Source organism: Photobacterium sp. WH77 (genome assembly GCF_022014395.1).
GTDB classification, from domain to species: domain Bacteria; phylum Pseudomonadota; class Gammaproteobacteria; order Enterobacterales; family Vibrionaceae; genus Photobacterium; species Photobacterium arenosum.
Genome location: NZ_JAKLTE010000030.1, coordinates 26,867 through 41,436 on the forward strand (window position 1 = coordinate 26,867; position 14,570 = coordinate 41,436).

13 protein-coding genes are annotated in these 14,570 nt (G+C 47.5%); 7 read left to right on the forward strand and 6 right to left on the reverse strand.

Annotated elements, in window-relative coordinates:
• Nucleotides 1-63: 63 nt before the first annotated feature.
• Nucleotides 64-375, reverse strand: coding sequence for a DUF3081 family protein (locus tag L6J37_RS20030; protein ID WP_027251070.1), 312 nt, complete (start codon nt 373-375; stop codon nt 64-66).
• A 235-nt stretch (nt 376-610) separates the two neighbouring features.
• Between L6J37_RS20030 and L6J37_RS20035 the strand changes: the two genes are divergently transcribed.
• Nucleotides 611-1,792, forward strand: coding sequence for an amino acid aminotransferase (locus L6J37_RS20035; RefSeq protein ID WP_218385561.1), 1,182 nt, complete (start codon nt 611-613; stop codon nt 1,790-1,792).
• A 146-nt stretch (nt 1,793-1,938) separates the two neighbouring features.
• On the opposite strand, the gene L6J37_RS20040 is transcribed toward L6J37_RS20035, so the two are convergent.
• From L6J37_RS20040 to L6J37_RS20050, 3 genes are all read right to left on the reverse strand, one after another.
• Nucleotides 1,939-2,937 carry a sphingomyelin phosphodiesterase gene (locus tag L6J37_RS20040; protein ID WP_192013991.1) on the reverse strand — a complete coding sequence of 333 codons (999 nt, stop codon included), beginning with the start codon at nt 2,935-2,937 and terminating at the stop codon, nt 1,939-1,941.
• A gap of 266 nt (nt 2,938-3,203) precedes the next feature.
• Complete coding sequence (locus tag L6J37_RS20045; protein WP_237796371.1) at nt 3,204-3,719, reverse strand: hypothetical protein; 516 nt, start codon at nt 3,717-3,719, stop codon at nt 3,204-3,206.
• 101 nt (nt 3,720-3,820) lie between these two features.
• Nucleotides 3,821-4,675, reverse strand: coding sequence for a lipase family protein (locus L6J37_RS20050; protein WP_237796372.1), 855 nt, complete (start codon nt 4,673-4,675; stop codon nt 3,821-3,823).
• 309 nt (nt 4,676-4,984) lie between these two features.
• Here L6J37_RS20050 and L6J37_RS20055 point away from each other — a divergent pair, with 309 nt between their 5' ends.
• Both L6J37_RS20055 and sgrR read left to right on the forward strand, forming a co-directional pair.
• Nucleotides 4,985-5,659 carry a hypothetical protein gene (locus L6J37_RS20055; RefSeq protein ID WP_237796373.1) on the forward strand — a complete coding sequence of 225 codons (675 nt, stop codon included), beginning with the start codon at nt 4,985-4,987 and terminating at the stop codon, nt 5,657-5,659.
• A gap of 277 nt (nt 5,660-5,936) precedes the next feature.
• Nucleotides 5,937-7,634, forward strand: coding sequence for an HTH-type transcriptional regulator SgrR (sgrR, locus tag L6J37_RS20060; RefSeq protein WP_218385550.1), 1,698 nt, complete (start codon nt 5,937-5,939; stop codon nt 7,632-7,634).
• 19 nt (nt 7,635-7,653) lie between these two features.
• Here the strand turns inward: sgrR and L6J37_RS20065 are convergent, their stop codons facing one another.
• Nucleotides 7,654-8,886 (reverse strand): D-alanyl-D-alanine carboxypeptidase family protein, encoded by a 1,233-nt coding sequence (locus tag L6J37_RS20065; protein ID WP_269093577.1) that lies wholly within the window; start codon nt 8,884-8,886, stop codon nt 7,654-7,656.
• A 424-nt stretch (nt 8,887-9,310) separates the two neighbouring features.
• On the opposite strand from L6J37_RS20065, the gene L6J37_RS20070 reads away from it, so the two are divergent.
• Nucleotides 9,311-10,624: an endonuclease gene (locus L6J37_RS20070; protein WP_218385546.1), complete on the forward strand. Its 1,314-nt coding sequence runs from the start codon at nt 9,311-9,313 to the stop codon at nt 10,622-10,624.
• Between the two features lie 182 nt (nt 10,625-10,806).
• Nucleotides 10,807-12,249, forward strand: a complete 1,443-nt coding sequence (gene nhaD / locus L6J37_RS20075) for a sodium:proton antiporter NhaD (RefSeq protein ID WP_237796375.1) — start codon at nt 10,807-10,809, stop codon at nt 12,247-12,249.
• Nucleotides 12,250-12,397: 148 nt separating this feature from the next.
• Here the strand turns inward: nhaD and ltaE are convergent, their stop codons facing one another.
• A complete protein-coding gene (gene ltaE, locus L6J37_RS20080; RefSeq protein ID WP_237796376.1) occupies nt 12,398-13,438 on the reverse strand; it encodes a low-specificity L-threonine aldolase in 1,041 nt (346 codons plus the stop codon).
• A gap of 572 nt (nt 13,439-14,010) precedes the next feature.
• Between ltaE and L6J37_RS20085 the strand changes: the two genes are divergently transcribed.
• Together L6J37_RS20085 and L6J37_RS20090 are read left to right on the forward strand one after the other, a co-directional pair.
• On the forward strand, nt 14,011-14,313 hold the full coding sequence (locus tag L6J37_RS20085; protein WP_237796377.1) for a hypothetical protein: 303 nt from the start codon (nt 14,011-14,013) through the stop codon (nt 14,311-14,313).
• Nucleotides 14,314-14,462: 149 nt separating this feature from the next.
• Nucleotides 14,463-14,570: IS4/Tn5 family transposase DNA-binding protein (locus L6J37_RS20090; RefSeq protein ID WP_237796058.1), on the forward strand; the 108-nt coding region annotated here is incomplete at its 3' end.

Here is a 14,570-nt window from a genome sequence, read left to right on the forward strand (position 1 = left end):
GTGGCGGGATAATGTCAGGAAAAGGTAAAACCTAAAGCCGGCAGAGCGACTTTAGGTAACACATTAATAACGTGTATTTAAATCGTGCAACTTATTCAAAAATGCCTGAATCTGGGTTTCGTTGTTGTGGTGAAAATCTGTCGTTGTCTGGTTAATGACTGTGTCTGGATCTTCGTTCAGGGTATGAAAGTGATAAGTGTTGTGAAAGTTAACATCAACACTGACATTACCGTCTGACAGGCTGACGCTGTAACCGTCGTAACTCTCTGTACAGGTAATATCATCGAGTTGTTTGCCGTTTTCGACGGGTGTTCCCAGCGTTTTTATCTTTTCATAGGCGGTTAGTAAGGCGCGAACATCAACGCTGTTTTTCATGATGGCCTCCGGTTGGATGTACCCTTCATGCTTTAAATTTAGGTGCTTGGTCAACCCTTGCAAGCTTTATTGGTGTTTGATTAATCCAGATCAATTCAGGTTGTAACAATTTCATTACATGGTGCTGTTAATCTGGATAAACACTGGCAGGACTATTTCTGAGCTGGGGTAGTGACCTTCGATAAGGTGCATGATAATTTGAGGAAAGTCGCAATAACAAAACGGAATTTCACAGATGTTCAAGCAGCTTACTGAAGCACAACTCGATCCAATTTTATCCCTGACACAAATGTTCCGCGAGGATGCCCGTTCTGAGAAGATGGATTTGGGCATCGGTGTATACCGCAACAGCCAAGGTGAAACGCCAATTATGCAGGCGGTATTTCAGGCTGAGCAGCGTCTGTTGGAAACACAGAAAACCAAAGCGTATGTTGGGTTAGCGGGCGATGAAGTCTTCAATCAGGCAATGATGGATTTACTCATTAAAGATACCTCTGCTTATCAGCGTGCTGCTGCGGTACAGACCCCGGGCGCCAGTGGCGCACTGCGTATGCTGGCCGATCTGATGTATCTGGCTCAACCAGACACAACCGTGTGGATTTCAAACCCCAGTTATGTCAACCACAAACCGGTAATGGAAGCGGCTGGCCTGAAAGTGAAGTTCTATCCGTACTTCGATACCGCATCCAAACAAGTTAACAGCGAAGCTATGCTGGCAGAGCTGGCGAAAGCCGGCCCTAAAGATGTGGTATTGCTGCATGGTTGCTGCCATAACCCGACCGGTGCCGACATTTCATTTGATGACTGGAAGGCAATCACTGAGCTTGCAAATAAAAATGGTTTTCTGCCTTTTGTTGATATCGCTTATCAGGGATTTGGTGACGGGCTGGAGCAAGATGCTGCCGGTTTACGCCATCTGGCTGACAATGTGGAAGAAATGATTGTTGCCACTTCCTGCTCAAAGAATTTTGGTTTGTACCGTGAACGAACAGGCGCGGCGATTATCATCAGTGATTCCCTGAAAGAAGCTCAGAAGGCCAAGGGCAGAATTCTGCAGCTGGCGCGTGCTTCTTATACTATGCCACCTGATCATGGTGCAGCTCTGGTGGCGACTGTCCTCAATGATGACTCTCTGACCGCCACCTGGAAAAGCGAGCTGACGGACATGAACCAGCGTTTGCGACGTCTGCGGGCGGGTTTAACTCAGGCTGTGCGGGACAATGGCTCCGATGCGTTTGATTTCATTGAAAAGCATAAAGGGATGTTTTCCGTCACAGGTTTAAGTCAGGAGCAAATTATTCAGTTACGTAATGAATTCGGTATTTATGCTGTTGGTGACGGCCGGATTAACATTGCGGGTTTGCAGGAGCAGAAACTGGATTACCTGGCAAAAGCGTTACTGAGTGTCAGCCGCTGATCGGTGGGTTAAAACTTCACTCAGGCAGACAGGCAGAAGGAGCACTCAGGTGCTCCTTTTTGATGTCACCTCTGAACCAGTGCCAGCCGCGATAGCGATGGTTTCAACAGCATGGTTTCAACGGCAGGGTTTCAAAGACAGGTTTTTTATTGATCAGGAAACACAAACTCAGCCTGGACTGGGTAATGATCTGACAGATCGCTGTAATAGCCATTATGCCAATATTCACCTTCCGGCAGTGGCCATTTACCTTTCAGGTAATGCCAGTACCATTGTTCATCAGCTTGCAGCTTCACCACTTTCATCGCCGCCGGTACTGTAGGTTGCAGATAGTGTTGGTGCCAGAGTACATAATCCAGAGTATCGTTGTAGTTGAGTGAGTAACCGTCTCTGTACGCACCTGATTTTGTGACCCAATTGTATTTGGCAGAGAAGCTGCCGGTGCTCGGTTCGGGAAAGAACAGATGGCTTTGTGTCGTTGCCAGCATGTCTGCAATCTGATCCTGGCGGCTCCATTCCACATTCAGATCGCCTGCAATAATAACGGGCTCTGAGGTCGGAATAGCTTGTGCTGAAATGAAATTCTGCATTTCAGTCAGTTGGGCCATACGCACCGGGTGTTCTTTATCCGGGTTGTCAGTACTGGATTGCAGATGTGTACCAAGCAGATGGAAGCGCTGACCATTCTTGTCAATTTCGACGTAGGCAAAACCTTTGTTGGAATAATAATCCCAGGTGCTGTTGTCGCTGGCGTGATAAACATGTGCTTTCTGGCTCACAATGGGGTAGCGGGACAAAATAGAGACGCCGCCACGCACAACCACAATAGAGTTGGAACAATCGCCTGTTAATGCATCCCATCCCCGACCGCTGCAATCTAAGCCCACAACCGGTGTTTGATATGGATAAAGCGACGCCAGTTCATTAAGCATGACTTCGGAATCTGGGTTGAAAGCTTCATTGATGATCAGCACATCGGGAATGTTCTCCAGGGCAGAAATCGCAGCGGGTATCCGCTGGGCGCGATTGGTCTGATCCCAATCGCCGAAAGACAGTAGCAGCGTGTTGTACGCCATGACGTTTAACGATTCTGCCTGAGTGAAGGATGACAACAATAATAAAGTTGTTCCTATCGTTTTTTTCATCGAAAGTGTCCTTGTTGATTAATTAAAGAGAATCATTCTCCCGATGAAATAATAGGTACAGTTATGTTAAGGAGTTGTTGCTTTAAGATGAAAGTTAACGCTAACCAGCAGAAAAATAAGAATATTTGAGAAATAACTCGAAAAAATGAAATTTAGCCAGCAGTAATTACTGGGCTGAAATCTGGTTGGCAGCAGGTGTAGAAGGGTAAACAGCAATGGCGCGGTGGATCAGTCTGTACCGGCAAGGAAAGCACAGACTAACGGGCTTAACATAACCACAAACTTTCCGACTTATCAGACGCTTGCTGAATGAGCCAACTTGTCATGGCAGCGACAAGTTCATCATGATTTGGCAGCGGAAGCGCACAGATATCGCTGATTAAGGTGTCGTTCGGGGTGTCCGGGTTAGTAAACAGCATACCGCAGGCTGCAGGTTTACCTTGATAGAAACCCACGAACAGTTGAGCCGGCCCGTCGGTTTCCAGCATGATTTGCGTCAGAAACTCTATGACAGCTTCAGAATCTTCATCTTGCCATTGGCTGGCATGAACCAAAGAAAATCGGATAGTGAGAGGGTGGCAATCGACAGGGTAGACACTCAACAGATCTGAAGGCGAAGCGAAATCAGAGGCTTGAACCGAATTGGCTGTCAGTTCGTTATGCGCGGTGTTGTAAAGGGCGAGACCCTGTTTGCTGAGTGCTGTGGGAAACTCAGCGTCCGTAATATGACTGGCCATCCAGACATTTTTTTGTGCGAGCAACTGTGTGATTTGAGAATGCATATCGTCGATTTCTGCTGGATTCAGCCTCAACGATACATGAAACAGGCAAAAGAAGGTATGTTAAATTTTTACAATTCCGCTGATTCAGCGTGAGTCAGGAATCAGTGCTTATCAAAGTAGTCCTTATTCCTGATGTATTTGTGCATATAGTGGTAGGTAATAGGGCGTAATATCCAGCTCACCAGTGATTTGTAGAGTCTGACTGGTGTAGAGATGTTGTCGTAGATCTTCTCGTTATGCAGCCAGAGCATTTTCCCTACATGCCAGTGCATCAGAGGGATGGCTGGCAGAAAGGTGACAATGTCCAGATCGCAGCAAATCCGGTAGGTGCAGTGATGGTAACTGTAGGCTTTTTTGAAGCTCCAGAAACCGGCCGCCGGTTGCCCGAAAGTCACAACCCGTTTGATAGCGTCAGGAAACTCTTTGCCCAGCCTTTCCACTGTCAGTACCGCCATGGCGCCACCAGAGGAATGGCCGGTAAAAGACACCTTTTTTCCGTTGCTGATTAAGGGTAACAGGGTTGAGCGAATCTGCTGGTAGAGCGATTCATCCTGGAAATGCTCAGCATCGGCGGCTTGCAGATAATCAATTTCTTGTGAAGCCGACATGGAGGGGAACGCCTCTGCGTACCGATTTGTGTCTATTTTACTTTTCTGTTCCAGAAGAGAGTGATAGCCCCAGTGGACATGATAAGGCTTATGTCTTCCTGGCAGCTTTTGCGGAAAACACGCAAAGTTGAGTAGCCAGTCCCACAGGTTTTGCGATCCTTTGAACACGACTATGGCTTCATTCTGCTCTCCCCAGAGTACCCGGATAATGGTTCGCCCCCATCTGTCGGTAATATCTCGCCGGCCTGCCGGGTCAAAGCCATACTGGGTATGGTCAAAGTCAGCCGGATAAGCCTGTCGGCATAAAATGGCGTAGCGTTCGTACTGATAGCGTTTAAGTTTCTTCATACAGTCGGCAAATTGGTGCTTCTGTGTGTGATGACTCCCCTGAGGCTAGCGGGTTAACATCGCAAATTCATGACAATATGACAGTTACATTTTGGTGTAACGTTTATCTCAAGTTTCTCTTAACATTCACTAATTCAATGATCAAAGCATAGCGCTGCTTGTTTTTTGTTCTTTATGCTGTCATTTTGGGTAGGTAAACTATGCGCATCTGGTATTGTGCGCACAGTGTGCCATGTTGTTTAGGGCATATCCCGAAAGGGAATCACAAGGACAATTGCTAAATTGAAGCCAACTTTAGGAGAATGACTGATGGAAAATGGTTTACAAAAGGCTTTGCAACAACAATGGTCTTCACCGGTGTTTGACCCTAGCCTGTACTTTTCTCACGTTGAAACCTGGATGCAGGTTCACCGTGCATGGGAAGCGATTGCGGCGAAGCAGTTTACCTGGGCAACACACGACAGCTATGACAATACCATCCGGCAGTTCGAACAAGCCGACAAGGTATTGAATGAAAAAGTGCAGCAAACCAAAGAGCAAGGACTGGTGTTTCCGTTCGATATGATGCAGTTGGCCAGTGAGAATATGCTATCGGGTTGGTTGGCGATGACAGGTCAGGAAAGCGCTGCTGCAGACAATTCACAACAAATGGCTGAGCTGGAACAAGCGTTAGCGCTTATGACGTCTGAGTGTGAAAAAGCACAGAAAGCCAAGCAAACGGCACAGCGCAATCAGCGTAAAGTGAAAACCGATCTTGACGCCAGCACGGCGAAAGTGGCATCGCTGAATGAAGAACTCCGGGCGGTAAAAGCGGAACTGGCTGAAGCCAACAAGCTGGCTAAAAAAGAGCAAACAGAATTGCTGGCCGGACAGAAAACGCTGCAAAATGAGAATGATGCGCTGAAAAAGCAACTGAAAGAATTGCAATCCCAGCAGATGTCACAAACTAAAGCATCACAAACCAAATCATCAGACGTGTCCTGAAAAACGGGTCAACCGAATGCCGTGTACATCAAGCGCCGAAAGGCGCTTTTTTGATCGGACAGGGAAAAGGCAACCGGACAAACACTCAGGCGCCGAAGACTGGGGGAGGTCTTCGTTTTGTCCGGCTGCCATAAAATGAAACCAGCCAGCTAAGTGCTTCATTCTGTATAAGAATAAAGGGCAGAAGCTGAATGCTGCGGTTTCATGTAACAGCAATGTAGACTAAAATAGGGAAACAAAAAATTGAAAATCCCAATTTAAAAGGTTCCCCTTTTCTATGAGTGGTCAGCGTCTGAAAACGCAATTCCAGCGTCTTTATAGCCATTTTTCCGGTCAGGACAGCGATACAAACTTGCAAGACATGTCTGATGTGCTGTTTTGTACGCGCCGCAATGTACGTATGGTCATCAATAAGATGGTCGAGAAGGGATGGATAGACTGGGAACCGGCTATCGGTCGTGGCAAACAGTCACGGTTAGTCTTTCATAGTACGGATACTGAGCTGCAGTATAATCACGCCCGCAAGCTGGTTGCCGATGGCAAACTGGAACCCGCTCTGGAAGCGCTGGGGCACGATGCCAACAAGCTGGCACAGTTAATACAGGAACAGCTTGGGCTGACTACGCAAAAAGGACGTCAGATCGTTCGCGTCCCGTATTACCGCGCGTTTACCAATCTCAATCCGCTTCGTCCGCTCCGGCGTTCTGAGCAGCACCTCGTTCGGCAGATTTTCAACGGACTGACGCGGATTAATGAGGAAAAAGAGGAAACCGAAGGCGATCTGGCTCATCATTGGGAGGCCTTTTCTGCTCGTCACTGGCGGTTCTATCTGCGTCCTGCTGTTCGGTTTCACGACGGCAGTCTGCTGGACAGCCAGGATGTAGTGAAGAGTCTCGAGCGGCTGAAAGAACATAAATTATTCTGTCACCTCAGCCATATTTCTTCACCCTTCCCTAATACCGTTGATATTCGTCTTAGCCATGATGATTATCGTTTGCCTGATTTGCTGGCCAACATCATGGCGGTGATTCAGCCTGCCGAGCTGGACAGTGAAAAGGAGGCGGATTTGTTTCCTGTGGGCACCGGGCCTTATAAAGTCACGCAAAATGACAGGCAGCGTTTGACACTGGAAGCGTTCGATCACTATTTTGGATTCCGGGCTCTGATAGATGTGGTCGAGATCTGGATTTTAACCGGTGTCACCGCCTGCTATTTGCAACCCGGAACGGATAGGGTTGTTGAGCAGATTAAGGACGTGAACGATCAGTTGACCCTGGATGAAGGATGCAGCTATCTGTTGCTAAACAGAGTCAATGGGCTTGCCAGCGATCCTGAGTGGCAGGCGTATTTTCAGAGCCGGCTTGCGCCAATGCAATTGCTGTCGAGGATGAACCCGGCAGAGATAGGCGATATCCGTCTGATCAATGCCTTTGGATTGTTACCTGGCTGGACAGATCTTAATCCGCTACCGATAAAAGCTGCTCTGCCTGCTAAACGCATGGTGACGCTGGCGTTCCCGCAACATCATCCGGTTTACCATGAGCTTGCCCGGGCGATCGACAGTGTTCTGGCTGAAGATGGACTGAGACTCAAAGTGATGGAGCTGAGCAACACAGATGTATTGATGGGGAAGTACGCGGATAAGATCGATATCTGGCTAAATGGTATGAGCCTGAGTAATCACAGAGATGATGCTCTTCTGACCTGGTTTTACAGTTTCGACCATATTTCACGGGCTATGCCTGAAAATGAATTTGATTCACTGAATCAGCGTGTTATGGCATGGCGTTCAGAGAGCGGCCGTACGTGCCCCAGTCATGACATAGGTGCGAATCTGGTCAAATCAGGACAAGTGATCCCTTTATTTCATGCCTGGTTAGGGGTGTACAGCGCCGGTCCGGTACAAGGTATGGAACCCAATTCTATGGGGTGGTTTGATTTTAAATCCGTCTGGCTGAAACCGGGTCTGGAGTAGACCCGGTAGCGTATGCTGTTTATTGCGTGGTTTCGGCGATTGCTTTATCTGTTCTCGGATCCCAATCCTGATCACTGAACCAGCGTCCAATAGGCCGCCAGACGGTATCTATCATGGATTTGTACCACGGCGCTTTTTCTGAAGTTTCCGCCGCAAGAATCGGTTGAACTGTCAGTAAATGCTTGTCGAGATACCATTCGACTTTGCCAACCTGCTGGCCTTTGGTAACAGGGGCTTCCAGGTTGGAGTTGTAGAAGACCTTGTGCTCCAGACTTTTCCGCTGACGGCGCGGTACGGTAAGAACGCCGCCATCGCCCACTTCAACCTGAACGTTTGACGGAGAGCCATACCAGACTTTGGCTTTTTTCAGTGTGTTATTGTCAAAATCAGGTTTGAGATCCTGATAGAAACGAAAGCCCCAGGTTAGTAATTTTTTGCTTTCGTTACGACGGGCATTCACGTTTTCTGTTCCCAGTACCACGGCTATCAGCCTGAAATCCCCTTGGGAAGCGGATGAAACCAGGCTGTAACCTGATTCTTTGGTGTATCCGGTTTTCACGCCATCGGCATTAAGGCTGGTGTCCCAGAGAAGTGGATTACGGTTGCCTTGTTTAATGTTGTTGAAAGTGAATGATTTGATTTTGAACAGTTCATACATTTCAGGCAGGTCACGAATAAAGGCTCGCGTCAGCAGCGCCATATCATAAGCCGTTGTCGCTTGCTGATCATTGTCTAAACCATGCGGGTTGGCAAAATAGGTATTATTCATGCCTAGGTTTTCAGCCTGGCGGTTCATCATTTCGATAAATGCTGAAGTATGCCCGGCAACATGCTCAGCAAGAGCAACAGTGGCATCGTTACCGGAAGAAATGATTACGCCATGATTGAGGTCATCAACGGAGACTTCATCGCCCACTTTGATAAACATAACCGAAGAACCCGGAAACTTTTGACTCCAGGCATTTTCGCTGATCACCACTTTGTCGTCATCGTGAATATGACCGGCTTTAAGCTCAGTTCCGACCACATAACTTGTCATAATTTTGACCAGGCTGGCGGGGGCATGCGCTTTGTTCTCATTACTGCCTGCGATCACTTGCCCTGACTGATAGCTCATCAGAACCCAAGCGTCGGCGGCTATCTCAGGAGGGCTGGGTATCAGCGGATCCTCTGCTGATACAGGGGGAATCAAAGAAAGGTACAGGCCGGTTGTAAAGCATAACAACGCGGGTCTAAGCAGTGTTTTTATCATAGTCCAGTGCCCCTATTCAGATGACGCCGAGTGATACCAACCAGAATACAGGTCTGCTTATTTTCCGGTCCGACAACCCGTGATTGAGATGAAGTTTTTGTATTTATTGTCACGAGTTAGGTTAGTTTTCGCTTTATCACTGGCTGCTATTCTTCATGAAAAATCTGACCATACACAGTTTCTGATTGGTACTACTTCCAGCTTAGTAAAAACTCTGTTCGTGAGGATATTTTTTACCGTCTGGCTGTATTGTTTAGCCAATGACGCTGTCAACGAACCTCTTCATGTTTGTTTCATATTATGTTGTTAATTTGATGTAGTTATCAAAAAGGTGATAGCCCATTCATAATTTTGTTCATAAATCGAGATTTGTGTGCAACTTTGAGCTCTTAACACTTAGTTAACAAATATCGCGGGAATTTACATGAAACGAGCATTAACTCTGCTGGGACTTTTAACATTCGGAGTGCAGGGCGTGGCAGTCGCTCAGGTCAGTAACGGCGACTTTGAAAGCTGGAGTAATGGGAGTCCGGAACATTGGACAACCATTGATTCAGGGATCAGTGTAGATGTCACCAGTAGTCAGGTTTACTCAGGGAGCAGTGCTGCGGCAATAACTGTTAATACTGGAACGCAAAGTTCAACGGATTTTCGTCAGACTGTCAGTGTGACTGATGGCGAAACTTATGAGTTCAGTGTCTGGATTTACCACACTGAGGGAGGGGTGGCCGCACGCTTGTATGTTGATGGTTATCTGGAATATTCCACTCCTGCCACTACCGGTCAGTGGCAGCAGCTCAGGTATAGCTATACAGCTGGGAGTACCACCAGTATTGAGGTAGGGCTACGTTTCTATGATCAGCCGGGCTTTGATGGCTCTGAAGTCGTTTATGTGGATCGGTTTGAACCCACCGGCAGCGAAGGCGGCAGTTCAGGAGGAACAGGCTCAGGTGGCGGACTGAGTGATTTGTCGAGTTACTACCAAACGGCTGAAGGATTGACCGGATATACACTGAAAACAGCATTGTACAATATCATCAAGGATCACAGTGCTCAGAGCTATAGCGATCTGTGGACGTTTTATAGCGAGTATGAACTGGATGAAAGCTATGAAAATGACGGTTCCATTCTGGACATTTATTCAGAAAATTCCTCGGGAACCGATAGCTATACCTTTACACCAGGCAACGATCAATGTGGCTCCTACAGTGGTGAAGGCGATTGTTACAACCGCGAGCATTCTTTCCCTCGGAGCTGGTTCGGCGGGGCCGTCGCACCGATGAATACCGATGTGCATCATGTGTTCCCGACAGATGGTTATGTGAATGGCAGACGAAGCAGTTATCCCTACGGCGAAGTTGGCAGTGCGACTTACATTTCTGATAATGGTTCAAAGTTGGGATCGACTGCATCAGGCCTGAGTTATTCGGGGACAGTGTTTGAGCCTGTAGATGCCTTTAAAGGTGACATTGCCCGGGCTTATTTTTATATGGCCACCCGCTATCAAAACGTGATTTCCGGCTGGGAATCGAATAACACATACGGCGACGCAGTGTTGAACGGAACTCATGATCAGGTGTTTGAAGAGTGGTTTCTGACAATGTTACTGCAATGGCATCAGGAAGATCCGGTCAGCCAGAAAGAATTAGAACGCAACGAAGACGTTTACGATTTCCAGGGCAACCGCAACCCGTTTGTTGATTATCCGGAATTTGTGACAGAAATATGGGGCCAGTAAGCACCTCTCAGTCAGGGACCCGTTTGGGTCCCTTTCTTTTTTCTCATTGACCGGTTGTCTCTGCGAAAGTGAAGCACCACAAATTTTTGAGTCATTTCATCGCATTATTGCTGTGCTGAACCACAATATAAAAAATGCAACAGTGTATTGTTTGTTGAGTGTGTTGTCTCATGGAGTAGAGAATGCGTAAAAAAGTGTCTTACTTTGTTCTTTTTCTGATCTTGCTTGGATGCCCCTTTTTAGCCAGCGCCAGTGCCGATGGTATGAGCTTGGATTTGACCCGGACAGCTATTGGCTATATCGCCATTCTGATATTTGTTGTGGCTTATGGGTTGGTAATGGCGGAAGAGTATCTGCAGCTTCGCAAGTCAAAACCTATGCTGCTGGCGGCAGGTGTTACCTGGATCATGATTGGTTTTGCTTATAAAGAGCAGGGCGCGATTGAGACAGCACACATGGCGCTTGAGCATAACTTACTGGAATACGCTGAACTGATGCTGTTTTTGCTGGTGGCAATGACGTACATCAGCGCCATGGAAGAGCGACGCTTGTTTGATGCCCTACAAAGCTGGATGGTCAGTAAAGGGTTTAACTTTAGAGCGCTGTTCTGGCTGACGGGGTTTCTGGCATTTTTTATCTCTCCGGTTGCCGACAACCTGACCACAGCGTTACTGATGTGTGCCGTGGTGATGAAAGTGGGCGGGGAGAATACCCGTTTTATCAATCTTGCCTGTATCAATATTGTCGTGGCTGCCAATGCCGGCGGTGCGTTCAGTCCGTTTGGTGATATCACAACCCTGATGGTCTGGCAGGCTGGTCTGGTTCGGTTCACCCAGTTTTTTGAGCTATTTGTTCCTTCGCTGGTGAATTATCTGGTCCCTGCACTCATCATGTCTTTCTTTGTTCCCCGCACCAAACCTGAAACGATCAGCGAGTATGTGGAATTGAAACGAGGTGCGCGGCGTATCGTGATTCTGTTCTTGCTGACGATACTGACGGCGGTTGGCTTTCATGCTTATCTGCACTTCCCGCCGGTAATGGGGATGATGATGGGGCTGGCTTATCTCTCTTTGTTTGGTTTCTATCTGCAAAAAACCTTGCCGCGTTCACTGGAGAAAAAGCGGGCGATAGCCATGGCCAATAACGATAATGCTGCGTTGGAGCGTCTTGGCTCAGTGGTACCCTTTGATGTATTCAGACGGGTATCAATGGCGGAGTGGGATACCCTGTTGTTTTTCTATGGTGTGGTGATGTGTGTCGGGGGTCTGAGCCTGCTGGGATATCTGAGTGTGGCCTCGCACCTTATGTATACACAATGGGATCCAATGTGGGCCAACATTATTGTTGGTGTCCTTTCTGCTGTGATTGATAATATTCCGGTCATGTTTGCAGTGCTGACAATGAACCCGGATATGTCGATTGGCAACTGGTTGCTGGTAACGTTAACCGCTGGCGTTGGTGGCAGTTTGCTGTCGATTGGTTCTGCCGCCGGTGTTGCCCTGATGGGCGCAGCTCACGGTAAGTACACCTTCTTTGGTCATCTCAAATGGGCACCGGTTATTGCACTGGGGTATGTATTGAGTATTGTGGTGCATCTGATACTCAATACGGCTGAGTTAGGTTAGGCCAACAGGGTACTGAGAACGATCGGGCACTCGGTTGAAAGTATCGGTTCCGATAATACGTCGGTGACAGGTCAATAACCGATACGGCGACGACCTGATTGAAGATATTGTGCCTGCCCCCAATAACAATGCGGTGGCAGGCAGAGGTTTACAATGCGGATTTCAGCTCTGCAATCAAGCGATCAATATCATCACGGCTGACATCTAAATGGGTAACCAAACGCATTGGATTTCCCTTACTCAGGAGAATCCCTTTTTCTTTCAGTGTTGAAAGTAATTGCGTCTGATTAATGCCATCGTCCACTTTAGCGAACAGAATATTGGTTTGTACCCATTCTGGCTTAGTGCTGAATCCCGGCACAGTGTTTAACTGCTCCGCTAAATAACGGGCATTGTCATGGTCTTCTTTCAGGCGGGCCGCATTTTCCTGAAGTGCGATCTTACCCGCTGCGGCCAGAATACCTGCCTGGCGCATGCCGCCACCCAGCACTTTGCGCCAGCGTCTGGCTTTTTTGATGAATTCTTTATTGCCAAGTAACAGCGAACCCACAGGTGCGCCCAGTCCTTTCGACAGGCAAATCGTGAACGAATCGAAGTATTTGACTATTTCGGTGATATCAACATCCAGCGCTGCCACAGCGTTGTAAACCCGGGCACCATCCAAGTGCAGCGAGAGGCCGTGTTGATCCGCAAAAGCTCTGGCTTCAGCCAGATAGGACAGCGGAAGCACCTTGCCGTTAATCGTATTTTCCAGACTGAGCAGCCTGGTACGTGCGAAGTGGCTGTCGTCCGGTTTAATGGCAGCAGCCAGCTTATCAAACGGCAGTGTTCCGTCTGGCAGATTCTCAATCGGTTGCGGCTGAATTGAGCCCAGCACAGCCGCGCCGCCGCCTTCAAACTTGTAGTTGTGCGCCTGCTGCCCGCACAGATATTCATCCCCGCGTTCGCAGTGAGCCATCAATCCCAGTAAGTTAGCCTGCGTGCCGGAGCTGCAAAAAAGGGCGGCTTCAAAACCATGTCGTTCTGCGGCCCAGAGTTCCAGTTCATTGATTGTCGGATCATCCCCGTAAACATCATCACCAACGGCAGCATTGGCCATTGCCTGACGCATAGCTGCTGAAGGACGGGTGACGGTATCAGAACGAAAATCAAGGTATTGTTCAGATGGGTTGGGAAGGCTCTCGGTCATTTATTTTCTTCCATTAATTGTGCGCTCAGAAAGCGATTTTTCCAGAGAAATGACTATAGCATGGGAAAGAAACAGGAATCTGCTGTGCGTGTCATTTTCCTGATTTTGTTCAAAGTCAGGTACCTGGCAGTTATGGGTGTACTGATTCAGTCGCTTATCTGTTCACGGCATAACCAAATTGGATATTACCATTATTCAACACATCACCCATTTGTCCAAACATTGAGACAGCTGTTTTATGAAGGGCAGGCTTCACTCATATGAAGAAACGATGACAGTCGATCATCGAAACGTGTACAACAATAAGATGGCGGATGTACCGCTGATAATGATTTTGAATAAGTAACTGATGCCTGATGACAAAGTATTGAGTGAGCAGATGATGACTTAAAACGAATGGCAGATTCAGCCGATTATCGTGATTATAATGATTGATCCTTTTCTGGCTGTATAAGAAAAAAGTATTACTTTTCCTAAGTTTAGGTCAGAACTGATTTGGGAAGAATTTACTCGCGTAACAGAATCTTTGACTACACTTTTAGTTGCGAGTCAACTGAGTGGAGGAAAGGAGGATGTTAGCTGAACACCGGCAGTACCTGTTACCAGGCGGTAAAGGATACCATTTGGATGTGAAGGTTATACCTACTGGTTTTGTTGAAGTTGAAATCATGGAAGAACACGATAAGTTTTTGGCTGAGTTTGAAGAACTTTCGTTTCTGTCAAATGGCAAAAAAACGGAGTTAGTTTGTCGAGATCATGTCGGTGGTGAATGTGTACGCTGGCAAGTGGATTTAGCGAGTGATGATGCCCGGGAGCTCGCTAAACTGATCGAACTTGCTGAGGATGAGTTTGAGTTGCTAATGCGTGATCTATGACGAATTATCAGCATCGAATTCTGCGAAACAAGCCCTGCTTCGGCCTGTCTCTTCTACACAAATCCCCCGGTTTTCACCGGGGGATTTTTTTGAACCATTTAGAAGAAGTTTGATCTGATCCTGACCTTTTGTTTTAGATATAACATGTCATGTTTGTAAGTGAACCATCCGTGTGGGCTCAGAGTGTTTTCCAGAGTGCAAAGTTGGGGGATGTACGCAGAACCAAACGACTTGTACAGTTGGCAGCGCAACTCGCA